19 protein-coding genes and 1 CRISPR repeat array are annotated in these 18,902 nt (G+C 70.3%); of the genes, 12 read left to right on the top strand and 7 right to left on the bottom strand.

What is annotated here, in order from left to right:
* Positions 1-62 precede the first annotated feature (62 nt).
* A complete protein-coding gene (gene cas3 / locus ACIA8Q_RS32030; protein WP_396318157.1) occupies positions 63-2,888 on the bottom strand; it encodes a CRISPR-associated helicase Cas3' in 2,826 nt (941 codons plus the stop codon).
* Positions 2,889-3,281: 393 nt separating this feature from the next.
* A CRISPR array of direct repeats spans positions 3,282-3,799; the repeat unit is 29 nt; unit sequence CTCCTCCCCGCACCCGCGGGGGTCAGCCG.
* Between the two features lie 35 nt (positions 3,800-3,834).
* Between cas3 and ACIA8Q_RS32025 the strand changes: the two genes are divergently transcribed.
* Entirely contained in the window at positions 3,835-4,035 is a 201-nt protein-coding gene (locus ACIA8Q_RS32025) for a hypothetical protein (RefSeq protein ID WP_396318156.1), read from the top strand.
* Between the two features lie 77 nt (positions 4,036-4,112).
* Here ACIA8Q_RS32025 and ACIA8Q_RS32020 read toward each other — a convergent pair whose 3' ends face one another.
* Positions 4,113-4,334 (bottom strand): hypothetical protein, encoded by a 222-nt coding sequence (locus ACIA8Q_RS32020; protein WP_396318155.1) that lies wholly within the window; start codon positions 4,332-4,334, stop codon positions 4,113-4,115.
* A 383-nt stretch (positions 4,335-4,717) separates the two neighbouring features.
* On the opposite strand from ACIA8Q_RS32020, the gene ACIA8Q_RS32015 reads away from it, so the two are divergent.
* The 6 genes from ACIA8Q_RS32015 to ACIA8Q_RS31990 all read left to right on the top strand — a co-directional run bounded on the left by ACIA8Q_RS32015 (position 4,718) and on the right by ACIA8Q_RS31990 (position 10,517).
* The gene (locus tag ACIA8Q_RS32015) at positions 4,718-5,008 is read left to right on the top strand and encodes a transposase (protein WP_396318154.1); all 291 of its coding nucleotides are present in this window, start codon (positions 4,718-4,720) and stop codon (positions 5,006-5,008) included.
* Positions 5,009-5,027: 19 nt separating this feature from the next.
* Positions 5,028-5,294: a hypothetical protein gene (locus tag ACIA8Q_RS32010; RefSeq protein WP_396318153.1), complete on the top strand. Its 267-nt coding sequence runs from the start codon at positions 5,028-5,030 to the stop codon at positions 5,292-5,294.
* Positions 5,279-5,479, top strand: coding sequence for a hypothetical protein (locus ACIA8Q_RS32005; protein ID WP_396318152.1), 201 nt, complete (start codon positions 5,279-5,281; stop codon positions 5,477-5,479). Before ACIA8Q_RS32010 ends, ACIA8Q_RS32005 begins: the two co-directional genes overlap by 16 nt.
* Before the next feature lie 144 nt (positions 5,480-5,623).
* A complete protein-coding gene (locus ACIA8Q_RS32000; RefSeq protein ID WP_396318151.1) occupies positions 5,624-6,487 on the top strand; it encodes a transposase in 864 nt (287 codons plus the stop codon).
* 540 nt (positions 6,488-7,027) lie between these two features.
* Positions 7,028-7,531, top strand: a complete 504-nt coding sequence (locus tag ACIA8Q_RS31995; RefSeq protein ID WP_387906647.1) for a hypothetical protein — start codon at positions 7,028-7,030, stop codon at positions 7,529-7,531.
* 601 nt (positions 7,532-8,132) lie between these two features.
* On the top strand, positions 8,133-10,517 hold the full coding sequence (locus ACIA8Q_RS31990) for an NACHT domain-containing protein (RefSeq protein WP_396318150.1): 2,385 nt from the start codon (positions 8,133-8,135) through the stop codon (positions 10,515-10,517).
* Between the two features lie 288 nt (positions 10,518-10,805).
* Here the strand turns inward: ACIA8Q_RS31990 and ACIA8Q_RS31985 are convergent, their stop codons facing one another.
* A complete protein-coding gene (locus ACIA8Q_RS31985; RefSeq protein WP_396318149.1) occupies positions 10,806-11,426 on the bottom strand; it encodes a DUF6939 family protein in 621 nt (206 codons plus the stop codon).
* Between the two features lie 276 nt (positions 11,427-11,702).
* Complete coding sequence (locus ACIA8Q_RS31980) at positions 11,703-12,080, bottom strand: hypothetical protein (RefSeq protein WP_396318148.1); 378 nt, start codon at positions 12,078-12,080, stop codon at positions 11,703-11,705.
* 709 nt (positions 12,081-12,789) lie between these two features.
* On the opposite strand from ACIA8Q_RS31980, the gene ACIA8Q_RS31975 reads away from it, so the two are divergent.
* The 5 genes from ACIA8Q_RS31975 to ACIA8Q_RS31955 all read left to right on the top strand — a co-directional run bounded on the left by ACIA8Q_RS31975 (position 12,790) and on the right by ACIA8Q_RS31955 (position 15,917).
* On the top strand, positions 12,790-12,978 hold the full coding sequence (locus ACIA8Q_RS31975) for a hypothetical protein (protein ID WP_396318147.1): 189 nt from the start codon (positions 12,790-12,792) through the stop codon (positions 12,976-12,978).
* A gap of 26 nt (positions 12,979-13,004) precedes the next feature.
* Positions 13,005-14,066, top strand: coding sequence for a hypothetical protein (locus tag ACIA8Q_RS31970; RefSeq protein WP_396318146.1), 1,062 nt, complete (start codon positions 13,005-13,007; stop codon positions 14,064-14,066).
* 365 nt (positions 14,067-14,431) lie between these two features.
* The gene (locus ACIA8Q_RS31965) at positions 14,432-15,118 is read left to right on the top strand and encodes a hypothetical protein (protein ID WP_396318145.1); all 687 of its coding nucleotides are present in this window, start codon (positions 14,432-14,434) and stop codon (positions 15,116-15,118) included.
* Between the two features lie 24 nt (positions 15,119-15,142).
* The gene (locus tag ACIA8Q_RS31960) at positions 15,143-15,583 is read left to right on the top strand and encodes a contact-dependent growth inhibition system immunity protein (protein ID WP_396318144.1); all 441 of its coding nucleotides are present in this window, start codon (positions 15,143-15,145) and stop codon (positions 15,581-15,583) included.
* Entirely contained in the window at positions 15,573-15,917 is a 345-nt protein-coding gene (locus ACIA8Q_RS31955; RefSeq protein ID WP_396318143.1) for a hypothetical protein, read from the top strand. Before ACIA8Q_RS31960 ends, ACIA8Q_RS31955 begins: the two co-directional genes overlap by 11 nt.
* A 524-nt stretch (positions 15,918-16,441) precedes the next feature.
* On the opposite strand, the gene ACIA8Q_RS31950 is transcribed toward ACIA8Q_RS31955, so the two are convergent.
* From ACIA8Q_RS31950 to ACIA8Q_RS31940, 3 genes are read right to left on the bottom strand one after another with little or no spacing between them, the layout of a single operon-like run.
* The gene (locus tag ACIA8Q_RS31950; protein WP_387906630.1) at positions 16,442-16,978 is read right to left on the bottom strand and encodes a hypothetical protein; all 537 of its coding nucleotides are present in this window, start codon (positions 16,976-16,978) and stop codon (positions 16,442-16,444) included.
* Between the two features lie 5 nt (positions 16,979-16,983).
* On the bottom strand, positions 16,984-17,280 hold the full coding sequence (locus tag ACIA8Q_RS31945) for a hypothetical protein (protein WP_396318142.1): 297 nt from the start codon (positions 17,278-17,280) through the stop codon (positions 16,984-16,986).
* A 3-nt stretch (positions 17,281-17,283) separates the two neighbouring features.
* A complete protein-coding gene (locus tag ACIA8Q_RS31940; RefSeq protein ID WP_396318141.1) occupies positions 17,284-17,730 on the bottom strand; it encodes a hypothetical protein in 447 nt (148 codons plus the stop codon).
* Positions 17,731-18,902 lie beyond the last annotated feature (1,172 nt).

Raw genomic sequence — 18,902 nt, 5'->3', positions numbered from 1 at the left:
GACGACGATCCCGCTCGGGGACCGGCATAGCCAACGTAGCGTCAAGTGCGGTGCCTATGACGCTAGTTCTCGGAAATTCCCACGTTCGAGTACATGAGTCGCCGCTCCCCCAGCCGGGCCGTCCACCGGTCACCGTCAGGGCGCATGCGCAGCAGTGCCAGGTCGGCGAGCAGGGGCCGGTCACCCCACGCCTTCGGTACGGCGTTCTCCTCCGTGCGACCGGCTGTCCACCGCCCGGGCAGCGGCACGGTGTGCCGCATGATCAGCCCGATCTCGTCCCGGTTCGCCGCACCCGTGGGCAGCGGAACGTCGCGGTCGGGATCGAGGCTCCATCCGGTCCCCCGTTCGAAGAGACATACGGCGCGGCCGCTGTCCGCCCCGAGTCGGGTGGTCAGCAGATCCTCCGAGACGGCGAAGCCGCGCTCGCTGAGCTTGGAGAGGTCGTCGACCACGTCGTCCGGTGACGGGATCACGGTGACCTCCGCCAGCTGTTCCTCGGCGGCCTCCGAGGCGATGCGCTCGACGTCCATACGCTGGAGCTCGGCCGAGGCGGCCTTCTCCAGGTCGGCGCCGAAGTCGTCCGCGTAGACCTCGTCCACGAGCCGCTGGACATCGCCCGGCACCTCGACGACGCCGCCGGACTGCCGGGCGAGCAGCAGGCTGGTGCGGCGCAGCAGCGATGCGTCGTAGACGGTGCCCCAGGAGCGGGGTGCGGCCACGCGGCCCTTCCCGTCGGTCGGCTCCAGCACGACCATGCGCGGCTCGGCCACCGGACCGGTCCAGGCGGGACGGTCGGCGCGCTCGTGGCGCTTGGCACGGCCGGCGCGCTGCAGGAGCTGCGCGAGCGGGGCGAGGTCCGAGACGATCAGGTCGAAGTCGAGGTCGAGGGACTGTTCGACGATCTGGGTGGCCACCAGGATCGATCCCTGGCGCGGGGCCGCCGCCGCCGTGTCGCTCGCGGGCGTCCCGTACGCGGCCTCGCACTCGGTGGTGATACGCCGGCGCTCGTGGGCGGGATAGCGGGAGTGCAGCAGCCGCAGGCCGCCCTCGCGCGCGGCGAGGTCGGGCAGGACCGACGCCAGGTAGCGGTAGGTGCGCTGGGCCTCGTCCACGGTGGTACAGCAGACGAGGACGCAGCCGCCCTCGGTGGTCACCGGTTCGAGGATCTCGCGCAGGGCATCCCGGCGCCCCTGCCGTCTGGGCTCCCCGGTGACCTCCTCGTCCCGGACGTCCCAGTGCACCCGGCGGGTCTCGATACACAGGGTCCTGGTGCGGCTGCTGCCCACCTGGCGCGGCGTGGACACCTCCCCGCTGCCCGCGTCCACGAACAGCCACCCCGGGTAGCGGGGCTCCACCGCGGAGGGCTCGCGGAACCCCGCACCGCGCCGGTAGGCGTCGACGAGCGACGAGGCCGCCCTGCCGGTCAGGGTCGCCGACAGCAGCACGACCGGGGCGCCGAGCGCGCCGAGCCACTCCAGCAGCCGCACCAGCAGGCTGTGCATCCACGGGCCGTAGGCGTGCGCCTCGTCCACCACCAGCACCTTGTCCGACAGGCCGAACAGCCGCAGGAAGCCGTAGCGGACCGGCAGCACCCCGGTGAGTGCCTGGTCGACGGTGCCGTTGGCGAGCGGCGCCAGCAGGCCCCGCCGCCCCGTGCGCAGCCACTGGCCGGCCTCGGTGTCCGCGAGGACCGCCGACCCGTCCGTCGCCCCTTGCCCGGGGGCGTAGTCCGGGCCCAGCCAGGCCATGCTGTGCAGCAGCGTGAGCGCGCGATCGCCCTCGACGTTCTTCTTCGCGAACCGGCGGACGCGGGTGAACATCGCGTCCGCCGTGGCCATCGTCGGCAGCGCGAAATAGAGCCCGGAGGCACCCGAAGCCCGCGCGATCACGGAGGCCGCGTGCAGGGCGGTCTCCGTCTTGCCGTCCCCGGTCGGGGCCGTGACCAGCAGCAGCCCCGGCCCCTCCACCACTGCGGGAAGGTGCTCCGCGACGTCGGCCTGCAGCATGTTCGGGGGAAACGGGAACTGCTGGGAGAACGCCTTCCCCGGAAACGCCGCCCGCCCGAGGCCCGCCTCCCGCACCCACCTCGGCGCGGCCTTGGCTGCCACATCGAAGTGCTCGGCGAGCTCCGAGTCCCCGGTCTTCCAGCCCTCCCCGGGCATCCGCGGCCCGATGACGTCGACCTGGCTGACCAGCCAGTCGGCCACCACGACCAGCCCGGCGACGACCACCGCCAGCTCACCGGGCAGCACGGACCCCAGCGGCTTCTCGGCCCCAACCGTCCGCCTGACCGCGTGGGCGTGCGCGAGCCGTTGCTCCCGCCAGCCCTCGGCGGTGCCGAGAGCGGGCTGGTAGCCAGACGGGTTATTGATCTCCTTCACCTGCAGCGTGGGGGCGAAGCATCCGTGGTGCCCGCCGAGCAACTGGGCGATCTGGTGGGCCGGCGACTTCCTGACCGGCTTGTGGAGCGGGTAGCCGCACTGCTTGAAGAACTCCACCAGCCCCCAGTGCGTGGCCGTCTCGTGCCTCAGGTTTCCGCTACGCCTCGCCGCCGGATTGTCCTCCGCGTACGCCGGGTCCCCCACCAGCTTCGCGAACTCCCCGGCGACCTGCTGCTGGAAGTGCAGTGAGATCTTCCCGACGTCGTGGAGCCCAGCCCACAGCATCACCATCGCCCGGGCCTCGGACTCGCTGACGCCAACGGCCCCAGCGACCCGCGCCCGCACGCGCTCGCTAGGGACCGCATCCCACAGCGCGCCTGCGACCGCGGCGGTGTCCAGGAGGTGGCAGATCACGGGGTACGGACCAGGCAGGCCGGCACTCTTGCCCCACAGGCGGGAGTCGGGATCGACCGGCTCGAATCCACCAACGGGCTGGCTCTCGTTCATACCTGAGGGTCTATCAGTCGTCACTGACAATGCTGATGGCCCTCACATCGGATTCAAGGGCAGGCGAAAGCCTGGCCGACGGGCCCTCGACGCATCGTCCGAAGTCACTGGGACCCGAGGAGCGTTCGGCGTAGTTCGTGTAACGATTCAGGCACCTCCAGCCAGCCCCAAGCACCCTTTAAGTTGGAGCTTTTGGCCACTCGCGGGTCCGACACGAGAGCGGCGAGCCTCCGGCGATCAGGTCGGCCCCCTACTCTGCGGGGGGCCGCCGCCTGTCACCGGCACCCGTGGCATCATGTGAGCGCTCCTTGACACCTCGATACTGGGCATCAGACGCACCGCTCGCATGGTCAAGAAGTCGCAAAGCCTCCACAACGCCGCAGGTCACAAAGTCTCCTCCCCGCACCCGCGGGGGTCAGCCGCCCGCGCCGAACACCGGAAAGCGGTGGAGACCCTCCTCCCCGCACCCGCGGGGGTCAGCCGTCGGTGATGCCCTGGGGGATGTGGTTGCCGGACTCCTCCCCGCACCCGCGGGGGTCAGCCGCCCCGCCGGTCGAGCCGGGCGGGGCGAGGTCTCTCCTCCCCGCACCCGCGGGGGTCAGCCGCACCGCCGACTGAAGCAGAAGGTGTGCGACCCCTCCTCCCCGCACCCGCGGGGGTCAGCCGCGGACCGCGCAGGACGCTGTCGCCAGTGAGGACTCCTCCCCGCACCCGCGGGGGTCAGCCGGGTCTTGCCTCCCCCTCGGGGGGGTGTCGATGTCTCCTCCCCGCACCCGCGGGGGTCAGCCGAACAGATCGGTGTCACTGCCCTCGCAGGCCGCCTCCTCCCCGCACCCGCGGGGGTCAGCCGTCCGCTCGCCCTCGCGGGAGTTGGTCCCGTCCCTCCTCCCCGCACCCGCGGGGGTCAGCCGTGGCAGCTCCCGGCCTGGTCGGGCAGGAGGCGTTCGTGCACGCGGACGTCGACGAGCTTGTCGTTGTCGTGGATCTGGCCCGGCTGCCGCATCGGCCCGAGTGGCTGCAGGGTCCGGCCGGGCTGACGGAGGTCGCCAGGCACCGGCTCTCGCTGGCCGACAAGCCGTTGATCCGGCCCGAACACTACCGCGACCATCCGCAGGACCGGCCAGCTCGACCGCTGCCGCCATCTTGACCCGCATCCGCGTGACCTGCGTGCCGCCGCTGCGAGTCCGAAAGCCGCGTCGACCTCGCCCGTCCCGACCACGGCGCTCAGTCGTCTTCGGGCAGGTGGAAGTAGACCGTCCCCGACCGCCAAGGTCCGTGCTCGGTCATCTCCGACTCGATGACGACGTCCTGAACCTCAACCGGGCCCAACTCTTCGATCGAATCGGCCAGCCTCCGCAACAGCGCCGGCATGCTGTCGCAACCCGGACCGGCAGGTTTGGCCCGGGAGAAGTGCCGAATGGTCCATGACTCCGGAGTGCTCGTCATGGGCTTGATCGTAAGACCCGCTCCTACACATACGCCTACCTGGGCGAAGAAAGTCATACAGCAACGGGAGATGAGCTGTCCGCCAGCCAGGACCACGAGCTGTCCGCCCACCCGGACAGACCACTGTTCGTGGACACCCCGCACCGGAGGGGGTCAGCCGTACGCAAGGGGCACGCTGCCCGACTCCCGCATCTTCTCCCCGCAGCCGCGGGGGTCAGCCGTGGCTCTGTTCACGAGTTTCGGTTCTGACTCAACTTCCTGATGCTGTTGGTGATCTTCACTGGCGAGAGTGATATAGCTTTCTTTCGGCTGAGTGTTCCCATGTCTGTCTGCTGTCCTGGCCCTGGAAGTCGGTCTGGTCAGAGGGGTGGGCTACGGTCGCGATGGGTTCATGGTCCGGGCGGGAGATCCCGCCGCTGACTGCGCGGATGGCACGAGCGAGCAATCCTCGGGGCACGGCTGCGATGTGGGTGCGGGATCATCTGGACGGGCTATTCACGGACGATGACTTCGCCGAGTGGTATCCCGCTGACGGACGCCGTGGTCTGTCACCGGCGCGACTGGCGCTGGTGTCAGTGCTGCAATACGCGCAGAACCTCACCGACCGTCAGGCTGCCGAGGCCGTCAGGTGTCGTCTGGACTGGAAATTACTGCCTGGGACTGGAGTTGGATGATCCGGGCTTCGATTTCTCGGTGCTCAGCGAGTTCCGTGACCGGATGGCCGAGGGCGATCGAGCGGACCGGTTGCTGACGTTGACGGTGGAACGGCTGGCGGAGGCGGGGCTGGTCAAACGGCGCCGGCGACAGCGGACCGACTCCACGCACGTCCTGGCGGCGGTGCGGCGTCTGGGCCGGATCGAGCTGGTCGGCGAGACCCTGCGCGCGGCCTTGGAGGAACTGGCCGCAGCTGACGAGAACTGGATATCCGCCCTGATGACGGACGGGTGGGCCAGGCGTTAGGCAGGCCGGTCCGCTACGACCGACTGCCCAAGGAGACGAGCGAGCGCAGGCGGTACGCGCTCACGGTCGGTGCGGACGGCATGCGCCTGTTCCAAGCCCTCCTCTCCCCTGACGCTCCGGCCCGGCTACGGTGGCTGCCCAAGGTCGAGGTGATGCGGCAGGTCTGGGTCCAGCAGTACTGGTAGGACGAACACGGTGACCTGTGCTGGCGCGGGCCCAAGCAGACCCGCGACCGACTGAGCCGACGCCACAGTCCGCGGCGCTCAACGTCCGCGGAGGCATCCGACGGACGACCCGACCCCGCCTTTGCCCGGGTGCCATGGTCGTCGGTGGAGATCGTTTCTCCCCACGATCCGCAGGCCCGCTTCAGTCACAAGCCCGGCAAGGCCGAGTGGGTCGGCTACAAGGACCACCGGACCGAGACCTGCGACACCGGCCTGCCGAACGTGATCGTGCACGTCGCCACCACCCCGGCACCTGAGCAGGACATCGACACTCTGGAACGGATCCACTCCGACCTCGCCGCACGCGATCTGGCGCCGGCCGAGCACCTGGTCGACGGCGGATACACCAGCCCCGCCACCATCCACCGGGCCAAGACCGAGTACGGAATCGACCTGGTCGGCCCCGTTCGGCTCCCACCCAGGTCGCGGGCACTCCCCGGCTTCGACAAGGAAGACTTCCATCCCAACTGGGAGGAAAGAACGCTTACTTGTCCCAACGGCGCCACCAGCCCACCCTGGAAACCGACCCTCGCCGATGGACAGCCACGCCTCTCGGTTCTCTTCCCACGCGCTGTCTGCCGGGCCTGCGACGACCGCCCGAAGTGCACCGGAAACGTCGACGGCAAAGGCCGCCACGTCCTGCTTCTGCCACAGCCTCTGCAGGAGATCCAGAACCGTGTCAGGAAAGAGCAGAAGACCAGGGCCTGGCAGGACCGATACGCCATGAGAGCGGGCTGCGAGGCCACCGTCTCCGAGACGGTACACGCCCATGGCCTGCGCAACTGCCGCTACCGCGGCACAGCGAAGACCCACGTCCAGCACGTTCTCACTGCAGCCGGAACCAACATCATCCGCCTCAGTCAGCACCGCAACGACAGCGGATCAACCGACCCCCAACGAGGCCAGATCACCCGCTTCCAGCACCTGTGCCAACAACTGAGCGACGGGACTCGAACCCGTCGCTCATGAAGATCACCAACGGCATCCGGAAGTTGAGCCAGAACCGCAACTCGTGAACAAAGCCAGCGGCACCGACCGACAGGCGGCCGCCCGACGAGCGGACGAACACGTCCTCGACACCGCCCCAGACCGGGCCCGGCAGCCAACCAGGACCGCGAGGCCCGATAGCGGGCGGGAAGCACGGCACCACGACGGACGGCAGGACGGCAGGCCGCGACCCAGCACCAGCAACACCGTCCCGCCGGCGGCAGACGGGACTGAACGGCAGCGGGACGGAACGGCGGACCGGCAACCGGCGGCCGCGGGCCGACCGACGGGACGCGCCGCCCGGATCATGGAGCAGCGCGACGGCGTCGACCATCACCTGCGCTGGCACCCGGACCCGGCTGGAGTCCGGACGAGCAGGCACGAACAGGCCACCGATGCTCGCCCCGAGCCGGTCCCCGCCGCATCGGGAGGTCTGACGGCTGGCCAGGATGCAGCAATCGGAGGCGGCGGAGGTCCGCGGTGAGGCTTCCGCCGACCGGCCGGGTCGGCGATCATGGAGCGATGAACGATCGAGCCCTCGACGTGGCATCATCAAGCTTCCCGACGGGGCGGCGTTTTCGTATCTGGCGCTACGGCATTGGCCACATGACGCTGCTGCTGCGCAGCGCCGCCTGGCACGAAGGGCAGGAAACGCTCGACGTTTGGTTCGACGGGGTCAGGGCCGTCGACCTGCTGGAGAGCTTCGGGCCCCTCACCATCCGCGCGGCCGGCCCGGACGAAATCGAGCAACTCATGGTCCGCACGGCCGGTCTCATCCACGACCCGGTCAACCGACCGCCCCTGTGCCTGGTCCTCTCCAGCGACCAGTACGAAGGCTCCGTCGTCTGCGCCCACGTACGCGTCACCGCCACCACCCGAGCCGCAGGCCTCATCGGCGCGCCCCCGGTCGCCCCCGAGAGCGGACGGCTGCTCTGGAGTGCCGGACCCACCGGCCACGCCACACCACGACACGAGTACACCCTCCACGAGGCCGGCCACGCCTTCCTCCGAGGCCAACCCGCATGAGGTCGATCCCGAGGGCAGGGTCCGCCCCGCACCCGTGGGGCAAGCCGTTGGCCGCCGGTGAGACTGCGGACAGGCCGTCATGTACAAGCCCTGTGTCAGCAGCTGGGCCCGCGCTGGCTTGCCAGACAGCACCATTCGTCGGCGTGAGGCAGTACCCGCTGATGCCTTTCGCGCCAGCCAGCTTGCTTGGGTTCTGCATCACCGTGACCAAGGCCAGTCGGACGGTGATCGTGAAGGTCATCCGATGGACGAGCCGGGCTGGGACTTGATCGCTTACAACTGGAACATGTTTATCCATGTCTTTTATGTTCAAAGGCATGAGCACAGATCTTGATTGAACAGGACTCCGATGTTCCGCTGAAGACCTCAGCTCCATCAAGCCGCGTCAGCCAGAGCGGCACTGCCCGCGCAGTCCATCGAAGCCCCTCGCCACCGCCGTCCCGCCTGACAGCATGTCGAGGTGACTGAAGAGGTACACAACCGCAACGAGGGTCCGGTCCGGAACTTGATCCAGACCGGGAGCGCCCGCGACATCTACGTGGGCTCCTCCCCCGGCTCCCATCGCGCACGCTCCGCCTCCGCCGACGCCGAGAGCGATGCGTTGGACGGGCTGGCCCGCGAGGTCCTGGATCAATGGCGGGATGAGGCCGGCGTTCGCGGCCTGCGGAGGCGCGTTCCGATGAGGATTCCCTGCGAGCTGGAGCAGGGGCACGGAAACGAGCCGGACGAGAGGCGCCCTGAGCCGGTCGGGCTCGAGGCTCTGGTCGCACGTGCCGCCGCGCTCTCGCCGCACCAACTGGTGATCACCGGGGCACCCGGAGCGGGCAAGTCCTCCATCGCCGTCCTTCTCGTCCTCGGACTGCTGAAGGGCAGGGAGCCGGACTCCGGGGAGGCCGTTCCCGTCATCCTGTCACTGTCGGACTGGAACCCGGAGGTCAACCTCTGGGACTGGGTCGTCAGGCGGGTGAGCGAGGACTACGAGGAGCGCGTCAAAGGCCTCGATCCGTACACGGTGAAGGCGCTGGTGCAGAACCGGCGGATCGTTCCGGTACTGGACGGCTTCGACGAGCTGCTGCCGCTCGCCCGCGGGGATGCCGCCAAAGCGCTCACCCTTCTGTTCGATACGGGAGAGTCGCTGGTCCTGACGTCCAGACCAGAGGCCTACCAGGACGCCGTCGACGAGGTGCCCCTCCTTCGGGGTGTTCCGGTGCTGCGTGTCCTGCCGGTTCCGCCCGAGGCCGGACGGACCTACCTCGACCAGCTGTGCGATCAAGAACGCCTCGGATCCTGGCGCCAGGTCTTCGAGACGATGGAGAGCGATCCCGAGGGCCCGGTCGCCCAGGCCCTCTCCTCACCCCTGATGCTCGGGCTCGCGGCGACGGTGTACACGCCGAAGGAGGCCGACCCGCGTGAGCTGCTCGACGCGAAGCGGCTGCCCACGCGGGCCGACGTCGAGGGCCATCTCCTGGACGGGGTGATCCCCGCCGTCTGCGCGCAGGGGCCACGGCCGTCCTACCTCCCCGGACCGGTACGCCGCTGGAGGCCCAGCAGGGCGCCCGCCTACTTCGCCTTCCTCGCCGCCGAGCTCCACCGTCGGCGCACCCACACCATCGCGTGGTGGAAGCTGCGGAGCCTGCCGACCGAACCGGGCGTCTGGGGCGCCGTCGTCATCGTCGCCGCAGCCGTCTGCGGCACGTCGGCGAGCTACGCGTTCGCGGGGCTCGCCGCCCTCCTCGGGGCCTCTCCCCCATGCCCCGGGCTCGGGATCGCGGGAGTGGGCCAGGCACTCGGGGCCGTCGCCTCGGTCGCCATCGTCACCACGGCGTTCGGGAGGATCCTGACGAGGCACCTGTTCAGCGGCTTCGACGACCGCCCGCGCCGGCCCGCGCCCGGAACCAGTGGACAGCTGCTACTGGCAGGGTCGGCGCTGACCACCGCGGCCGTCGGCGTCGCCCTGCCCGGCAGCACATCGGCGTACCTGTGCGTGTTCGTCCTCCCCCTGGTGTCCGGTGTGCTGCTGACCCGTTCGTCCGAGTCCGATCTGGCGGCCAGACCGGCGCAGTTGCTGCGCGGCGAGCGCAGGGTCGCCCGGGTGGAGGCCGTGGTGGTCGCTCCGGCCGTCGCAGGGACGTCCGTGGCGTTCTTCCACTGGCTCTACGGTGATCCGCTTCTCATCGTCGGCGGGCTCGCCATCGCCTGGTCGTGCTCGGCCGCGGTGCTGATGGCTCTCAGCCGATGGGGCCGCTGGTACGCCACACGCCTCTTCCTTGCGGGACGGCGACGTCTGCCACGGGATGTCCTGGGCTTCCTCGAGGAGGGCCGCCGGCTGGGCGTGCTCCGGCGGGTCGGCACGGTCTACCAGTTCCGGCACGCCGCGCTCAGGGACAGGCTTGCGGGTGCGGCGCCGGGCGGGACGGCCGACAGCGCCGAGGCTCCACGCGAGGTGGTCCTCAGGAGCAGCGTGGGCACCGTCAGGGCCCTGCGGGCGCTGACGTCCGACCTGTCGGCGCTGACCGCCGTCTTCCTTCTGGTGGTCTCCCCGATGGCCTCGGGGCCGGACTTCCGTGCCGATCTGCACCAGAGCTGGCTCCTGCTGGCGCGCTGGTGGCCTCTGCTGGCGGCGGTGCTCGGCGTCCTCGTCCTGGGAGGACTGGCCTTGCGGATGGTGGCGACGCGGCTTCGCATCGACGGCGAGGGCGTGCAGCTCAACGAGGGCCGCCGCCTGCGGCTGCGGTGGGACCAGGTGACGGAGGTCCGGGTGCGCCGGATCCGGTTCAGCCGGAACGCGGAGGACGGCGCCCCCGGTGTGAACGTCTCCTACTGTCTCGTGATGAGGCCGGTGACCGGGCTGGCGACCCCGCGCCACCTCACCGACTCGCAAGGCTGGGTCAGGGTGTGGGAGCTGGGCTCCACCGAGGTGGTGCCGCTGGCCCTGGAGGCCGCGTTGTCCCGCTTCGCCGGCGATCGCTGGCGCCGTGATGTCTGAGGCCTGAGGCGCCGTCCCGGACCGAGCACACTCCGGACGGCTCCTGGATCAGCCTCGGGAATTTTCCGCGGAAAATTCGAGACGGAGGGAAGTCGGTCGACATGAACCCTGGCGGCACCGATCCTGGCGGCACGGACCGGGTGCCCCGTGAGGCGGATCCCGGCCCTGGGTCGGTGCTCCGGGGTCCTTCGGAATTTTCCGCGGAAAATCAGCGGGTCCGATCCCGCCCAGCGACAACCGAGCATCCGCGGACCCCGGCCCACCCGTCGCGCCCCGTCCCGGCGGCACTCATGGCATTCGCCCGGCGATCCCGCCGGACTCCTCGATCCCCTCCTCGTCGGACCAGCGCCCCTCGATGTAGAGCTGGATGAGCGCCGCGTGCGAGAGCGGGCTGGTGAGGTCGGTGACGTCCCCGTTGGTGGTGTAGTCGAGGAGTACGACGTCGTCCTTGCTCCCGATCAGCTCGACCAGATCGGCGGCGCGGTGCTCCAGGATCCAGCGGTAGGCCGGCAGATAGATCCGACGGCGGGCCGTCTCGTAGGACAGCAGCCGGTCGCCGTGCAGGCCGGCTCGGTGTCCCCGGACGGGGCCGTGTCGACGGACCGTCCGTTTCAGGCCTTTCATCGTGGTGACGCCGAGCTTCGCGGGGTCGACGTCGGAGTCCTGGAAGACCTTGAGGGCCTGCCAGATCCCCTCCACCGATTCACCGGTCACACCGTCGCTGTACGGGACGGGAATGCCGCCGTGCGGGTAGAACGGGCTCAGCCGCACCCACGGGTCCGGTGCCTTGGAGGTCACGTCGATGATCTCCGCACCGGGGAACGCGGCGGTCAGCGACGACGTTGCACGGCGACGGCTGGCAGTATTGATCGACACCTGAAGGCCCTCTGTCGTGAGGTCGTCAGCCACCGAGCATCCCCGATGGCACTGACATCCCACCCCGCCCGTGGACGTGGACGCGACTGCGTGTGGCTGGTCGAGCGGGATGCCACCAGCCCGCCGGAATCCGTCAGCGGCACCGGTTCCACGAGCCGGTGGATTCGGCAGGTCGCTGGACTGTGTGGTTCAGGTGTGTCGACGACGATCGGCTGCCGATTGGCTTGTTCACCGATTTCGATTCCGGTCGCACCGTTGTGGTCGGTCCGCGGCGAGTGATCGGCCGCCTCACGGAATCCTGCGCGTTGCCTACCAGATCTGGACTCCGCCGCGGATCCGCGAGGCCCGGTGGGCGGCGTCGAGGATGTTGTTCAGCCGACCGGCGATCTCGCCGACGCGCTGGGCGACGGGCTTGGACGAGTCCATGCGAGCGGCGATGGACTCGACGTTTCCCTGGAGCAGGAGGACTTCCTCGATGAACTCCGGAACGTCCTCCGGGGGAACACGGAGATCGTCTCCAGCCAGCTGAGGGAAGAACCGCGCACCGAGTGAGCGGACGGTTTCCGATCCCCACACCGTGGTGCGCCAGCTCTCGAAGCCGGCAAGATCAGACGACCCTTCGGGGACGTCAAGAAAGCGGGACTCACCGTTCTCATCAGCGGTGAACACGTCTACCGACAAGCTCATGCACGCAGTGGACCATGTCCTTACCCAGCTGGTCCACGTCTTCTGCGCTCCGGTAGGCGAGATCGGCCGAGGCACGGTCACGGGGCCAGCAGGACGCGCTTCCGCAGTGGTCCAGAGCCGGTGCGTCCGTACGTTTGACATTCGATCATCCGAGCATCGCGGAGATGTCTGGCTGACCTGCCTGCTCGTCCTCGGTGGCCATGCGGTGACTGTGGAGACCGAACGCAAAGGTGGCTACGGGATTCGGCACCGGGTGGGTCCACGGCGGCCGGTATCCCGTTCCAAGGTGAGAGCTGATCACGGTGACGACGCAGCGAGAAGCCCGGCGCCGGTGACAGATCGATCGACCAGATGGTGCCGACGACGATCAGAGTCTTCTGAAAGAACCAGGCCTGAGCCCGCTCCGAGTGACAGCTGTCCCCACCGGTCACGCTCCGCACGGAGGCCCGGCTGAGTCCGTGCTACGGAATTTTCCGCAGAAAATTCACGGCCCGCAGTGACCCGTCCGACCTGGCGAGGCGATGCCTCAGCACCGCCTGGATCGCCGCTCGCGTTCGGCGCCCGTGTCACCGGCCCGGTCGCAGGCACCAGGGCCGGTGGGATTTTCCGCGGAAAATCGATCGGCAGGGCGCGGGCCGGATGACGCCTGGCCGGGGAGCACGTTCACGTCCGGCCCGCGTGTCGGCACCGGCGCCTAGAGTTCGCGAACGTGAGACCACCTGAAGAACTGGACACCATCGACTGGCCGTCCCTCGGCCACGCCTACGGCGACGGCGGCGACGTCCCCGGCTGGACACGCGCCCTCTACTCCGACGACCGGGAGCAGGCGCGCTCGACGCCGACACCGACGAGTTCGTTCCGGGGATCGGAAGCACCGACGAACGCGCCTGGATCCTGACCGAGGACGCGGACGCCCTCGCGGCGGTGGCCCGCGGTTGGATCGCCCGAGGAGACCACCAGGGCCGAGGCATACGCCGCGCCCGTCAGCTGTCCGAGCTGTGGCGCGACCGCGAGGACGAGACCGTCGGCCTGCTCGGCGCCGCCCTGCCGCACGAGCACTCCCCCTGGGACCTCGGCATCCTGATCGGCGCCGTCTCCCGGTGGCTGCCCTACGTCCGCCACCCCGACCCGGCGCTCGCCGACGGCCTCCTCCCCCACACCCGCAGCGACTTCCTCGCCGCCCGCATGGCCCAGACGGTCCTCGGTCAGCTCGGTGATCCACGCCTGCTCACCGAGGTTCCCGACCCGAGCCCGGAGGCATTGGCCGCACTCGCCGTCCGGACCCGCAGCCCCGAGCACCAGCGCCTCGCCCTGCGGCACCCTGACGGCACCGGACTGGACGGCCTCTACGCCGGCCTCTCCCCCGAGGAAGCCCTCGCCCATCTGCCCGACCTCACGCGCCTGCTGCTGCGGCATCCCACCCGGGCCCTCGTCCACCGCTTCGCCGACTGGGCGATCCGGGACGCCGAACTCCTCGACCGACTGGAAACCCTCGCCCGCACCACCGGCGACGACAGCCTCGCCACCGCCGCGACGGTCACCGCCGCCTGCCTCGGCGGCGATCCGGACGCCGCCCTGCGGCTGCTGGAGCACGGGCTGGCGGACAGCGCACGCCAGATCGTGGAGGCGGGCCGCCTGGGTGAAGCCGCCGCTCCCCTGCTGCCCCTGATCGAGCGGCATCTCGACGACGGCTCGGACTGGACCCGGTTGCACTCCGCGGAGGCCCACTGGCACATCACCGGCGACCCGTCTCTCGCGGTTCCCGTCCTGACCGCGTTGGTCGACCCGTCTCTCCCGGTGGGGGTACGAGCCCTGCAGGCACTTCACCGGATCGGACCGCCCTACCCGTCAGACCTGGCACCGCGCCTGCCGCACTACGGGACCAGTGAGCGCCGCCTGCTGCGCGAGTACGACCCGTGGTTCCCCGTCGAGGAGCGGCACCTGGACGAACAGCTCCGCGAGACGGCCCTCCGGATGCTCGCCTGACGCCGCCGGGAGACACCGGAGCCTGCGGGGGAGTGGGCGGGAAGGGCGGAGCTGAGGACAGGACGCCGGGTCGAGTACGGGTACTCATGAAACGGCCGGACCTCGCGGGACACGATACGAACCATGGGAATCGGCTGTCGGCGGGGCAGTCGGACACGCAGGGCGGCCCTCATGCTCGCGGGCTACGCGGCGGCGGGTGCGGTGGTGTTCGGCGGGGTGAGGGTCACCGGGGTCTGGGAGGGGGAAGCTCTTCCCGGTCGCCGATCCGGCCGCCACCGCCGAGCACCTGAACGGCCCGACGCTGGCCGTCTACGACGCGCTCGGCCTGTCCGACGGGCTGCCGATCGAGTTGCTGCACAACCCCGGTGTCCAGTCCGACACCTCCGACTGCCACCGACGGGGGCTCGCCCACTTCGTCGGCAACCTGGGGGACAACCCCTCCGCACGAACCCGGCACGGCGGCGGTCAGCGCCGCCTTCACGCTCACCGGGCTCACCCACGAACAGGCCGCCGAGGCGACGGAGCGGGCCCGCCGATCCCCGACCGGGCAGGGCTGGACAGTCGGCTTCCACGACGTCCACGACGGCGTCCGGCTGAAGCTCACGCCCCCGACCACCTGCCCCGGCAGTGTCGCCGAGAACGTCTTCGTCGGCTACTACGACCGGAGTGGCTTCTTCACCATCGACGCGCGTGCGGAGGGCGCCCACCACCTCGGCGACACACCCGTGGACTACGAGGAGAAGCCGGAGCAGCTGGCGTGCCTCCGGTGCCGGCTCAGGTCTGCCGGGACTGACCGCGGCCCCGCAGAGGATCTTCTGCGGAAAATCCGGGCCCGCCGGAGGCCGGCCCACAGCAGATCTCCGCCCCGCGAGGTCGCCGGTGAGGGAGAGCCGGCAGGCCCCGGGATCACCGCCCGGCGACCCCCAGACACCGGGCTTCGATTTTCCGCGGAAAATCCGGGCCCCGGGAAACCGCCTCCGAGGACGGGCACCGGAGGGCGCGCGACGGCGCACGGTCGGCAGTACCGGGACCGCGTGCGGGATCCGGCGTGAAACTATCGGGCGGTGCTACGACACGTGAACCGTGACCGCTCTCTCGAGGATCTTGAGCGCGACCGCTGGGCGGCCCCATCGGCCGGCGAGACCCGGCTGACGGCGACCGTGCGCGAACTTCGGCGCAAGCCGATCGGCAGCCTGACGGTCGAGGACATGCGGTTGCTGATCAGACAGGACGTGGGCCTCGCCTACGTCCTCCCCCTGGCGGTCGAGGCCCTCCGGGTCGGCCCGCTGGCGGAGGGTGACATGTACGAGGGCGATCTCCTGGCCGCCGTTCTCACCAGGAGTGCCGAGGTCTGGAGCGAGCGTCCCGACCTCAGGCGGGATGTCCGCCTGGCCATCTCGGGGCTGGCCGACATACCGCCCGCCCTGGCACGCGAGGTCGAGGCGTTTCTGGCTCTCCAGTGCTGTGACCGCAAAGGTTCGCCGGGTTGCCTGGCAGGATCTCCCCATGCTGGATGAGAAGCTCGACGCGCTTGCGCAGATGATGGCAGAGCACATGGCCAGGCCGTTCCCGCCCGGCTTCCGCGGCCTGGACATCGAGGGTCGGGACATGGTGATGCTCGACTCGGACGCCTATGCCTACGCCGCCTGCGTCTACGAAGACCTGCTCAGCGAGCCGGCCCACGCGCGCCTGACGCGGCTGACGTCGGCGTTCGGGAAGGTCCTTCCGGCGATCGACGACGAGTACGCGGCCAAGTACTACAAGCATCTGCACGACATGGTCGTGCTGTCTGCCGAGATCGAGAGCCAGCGCAAGGAGTACTCCCCGCCAGGGGTGCAGCGCACCCGGTGAACCTTTGCGGGCAGATCACTGGTCCGACGAATGCTACCGCCGACGAGAGGTCGGCCGACCGTCTGCGAGGACTGCCGAACGAGCGGCTCACGGTGAGCCCGGCAACGCCTCGGCAATGGGACCCGGCGGACTTCAGGCACGCTCCACCGTCCACGGATCTCCGCGCCATGAATTTTCCGCAGAAAATCGCGAGCCAGCCGGCCAGCGCGCACTGGCACCTCCGCCCGGCCGGATCGGCGGTGCTGTACCTCCGCTGCTCAGCCATACCGGTGATCCCCGCTCAGCGACGGCCCGCCCCGGAGGCAGGCGGCACGTCCGGGTCCTGCGGGTTCAGGTCGAAGAGGCCCGGGAGAAAGGCGGAGCCGGCTCCGACATGTGCCGGATCCAGGGTCGCTCCAGGACGCCACGGCCGACGCCCTGGAGCGTGGCCACCGCATCACCGACCTCGAACGAGGTCGTCACCCTGGCCGGTCGACCGGAGGAACGAGCACCCGTGGCGTGGCGGGCCACCGGCCAACGGGTACTCACCCGGCCTGACACGAGACATCGACCCCGGATGAGGGAGCGGCGGGGCGGTGATCGCTTCCCGCCGCCATCGCATCGACAAGCTGGAACACCTGTGTGCCGTCCATGAAGGAGCCGTCGGGCTCTCGCCCGAAGGCGGCCGCGAGGACAGCGGGGAGATCCGCATCGGGGACAGCCGCGCGTACCTCCGCCAGGACATCGGGGAAGTCGGTGTCATCGACGCAGCCCAGATACTCCTGACGCAGGCGGTGGACGACCTCCACCAGCTCGGGCCGCAGCCGCATCCAGGCGCGGGCCGTCCGGATCTCCTCCGCGACCTGGTCCATGAACCAACGCATGACCTCGTACGGGATGTCGAGGTGCCGTCCTTGGGGATCGAAGCACACCGTCGGCTCGCATGCCGGATCCTCGTCGGGGATGACCGCGGTCACCACGGCCCGTTGCTCCCGGACGAGGTCCAGTTCCAGATACCACGCGTCGTCAGGTACGGAGTACATCGCGGTGATCGCGTAATCGCGACTGGGGCTCGTGGCCATCGTTCTCAGGCCTTCGGGTCGATCGGCGGTGTGGTGTGGACCTCGGCGTCCGGGGCCAGCCGCAGGCCGGCCATGGCGAGGAAGTCGGTGAGTGCGATCGAGTCGCCGTCGGTTCCGTCGTCCCACCTGGCCCAGAGGATCGACTCCTCGCCGTCCCAGGTGCCGGTGGACTGGTCCGGATGCCGCTCGACACTTCCCTCGCCGTGCCGGTACCGCAGGTACAGGTACTGGCCCGTGGTCGTCCAGGCGTCCCACTGCGAAGGGCCGCTCCTGCAGGCCCGCACCACTCGCGCGATGGTCACGTCCTAGTGCAGATGGGCCTCGACCGGGCCGAGGTACTGGTCGTGCGCGATGAGGAGCTCGTCGACGAGGCCGAGCAGGCGGACACTCCCGTCCTGGAACTGGAGCGTGAGGCCGGCGGTGAAGCGGACCCGGCCGTCGTCGTAATCGATCTCCCGGACCGAGCGGATTGACTGCCCGATGAAGCGGGTCACCGCAACGTCCGGCGAACCGTACTCGCTCACCGAGACGCTTCCGTACTCGTCCATCGAGTACGGCTCATACGGCTGGGAGGCCCGCAGCGACAAGCCCGTCGAGGGCGTGCGGAACAGGACCGGGCCCAGCCCCTCCAGGTGGAGCCACAGGTGCAGCAGCGACGGATCGTCGTCCGCGTAGTGGTGCCAGGCCGTGGTCACCTTCAGCAGTCGCCTCCCGATCAGGTCGGCGCCGAACAACTCCTCATCGTCGATCACCCGCCGATGCTCGCACGGCCTCACCGGCAGGACATCCGAATTCCTGACCCGGCTGCTCTCCCCGCATTCGGCTCCGCCGCGACCCGACGCCACCGGCGGGGCGGCCGGCCGAACCGGCGACCGGGGGATCGGGCTGAGTGCGGCTTCCGCCCCTCGGCTGGCCGAGTCGACGAGCCGGACACCGGTGCTGCCGACCGTCCGGAGCCACAGAATTTTCCGCGGAAAATCGCCGGCCCGGATCCTCTGAGCATCCCAGCCGGCCTTACAGCAGCGACCCGAAAACAGTCCGACGAGGATCCCGACGTGGCTCGACGTCCACCGGAAGGGCCGGCTCAACGAGCCCGCACCGGCAGCGTGCGTGTGCCCGGAGTGCGGACGGGTCGGCCTCCATCCGGCCTTCACCGCTCCACGGTCGCCTTCCCTGAGCGTCATGGCATCGCTCTGGTGCGGGGCGTGCCTACGCGGGACCCATCCCGGGACCTGCCCGCTGGCGGAGCCGGGAAGGTCTGGGACCCGGACGGTCCGGAGCGCGAGAGGCCCGTGCCCGGCTTCGCACGGATCCCGCCGGCAGGTCGGTGGGACGGGCGCTGGCCGCCTTCTGGAGCACGCCACCAGGGTTCAGGCGAAGCGCAGTTCCCCGTCCGTCGCGGCCACCAGCCACTGGGCGAGATCGATCCCCTGCGGCCAGCAGCCGCCCTCGGCAGCAGAAACGGGAGGGGAAGGCGGATCCGATGACGCGTTCCGCCTCGACGACGGCCTCGTGCGGAGCGGGTGGAGGAGCCTGCCGCTTCCCGGCGATCCTCCGGCAGGCTATCGATCATGCGCGCGGCGGAGTGCCCGGTAGGTCGCCGCCTGCCGCTGTGCCCCCGCCTCGTGCCCGGACGGGCGAGCGACGTGTCCGCGTCCGGCACGTGATGAGCGCCCTGCACGTTCCCGGGCCGATCGGCTGGAGGCCCGTCCGGTTCCCAGGGTTCCTCCTGGCGGGCAAGGCCGTCCTTCAGGAGGAACCGCGCGGAGAGCCGCCGCGCACAACGGCGGTGGGGGGGGGGCGCGGCCGCGGGGCCCCCCCCCCCCCCCGCGGGCCCCCCGCGGGGGGCGGCGGGCGGGGGCCCCCCCCGCCGCCCCGCGCCGGGGGGGGGGGGGCGCCCACCGCGCGCGCGGGGGGGTTGGCC

This window comes from Kitasatospora sp. NPDC051705 (assembly GCF_044453265.1).
In the GTDB taxonomy this organism is placed as follows: Bacteria; Actinomycetota; Actinomycetes; order Streptomycetales; family Streptomycetaceae; genus Kitasatospora.
Note: the sequence above shows the minus strand (reverse complement) of the source record. Positions and strands in the feature narration are given on the sequence as shown.

Bases quoted from the DNA above. Each gene is read 5' to 3' on its own strand.
- cas3 (WP_396318157.1), bottom strand. From the start codon at position 2,888: ATGAACGAGAGCCAGCCCGTTGGTGGATTCGAGCCGGTCGATCCCGAC.
- ACIA8Q_RS32020 (WP_396318155.1), bottom strand. From the start codon at position 4,334: ATGACGAGCACTCCGGAGTCATGGACCATTCGGCACTTCTCCCGGGCC.
- ACIA8Q_RS32015 (WP_396318154.1), top strand. From the start codon at position 4,718: ATGGGTTCATGGTCCGGGCGGGAGATCCCGCCGCTGACTGCGCGGATG.
- ACIA8Q_RS31950 (WP_387906630.1), bottom strand. From the start codon at position 16,978: ATGGCCACGAGCCCCAGTCGCGATTACGCGATCACCGCGATGTACTCC.
- ACIA8Q_RS31955 (WP_396318143.1), top strand. From the start codon at position 15,573: ATGCTGGATGAGAAGCTCGACGCGCTTGCGCAGATGATGGCAGAGCAC.
- ACIA8Q_RS31980 (WP_396318148.1), bottom strand. From the start codon at position 12,080: ATGAGCTTGTCGGTAGACGTGTTCACCGCTGATGAGAACGGTGAGTCC.
- ACIA8Q_RS31995 (WP_387906647.1), top strand. From the start codon at position 7,028: ATGAACGATCGAGCCCTCGACGTGGCATCATCAAGCTTCCCGACGGGG.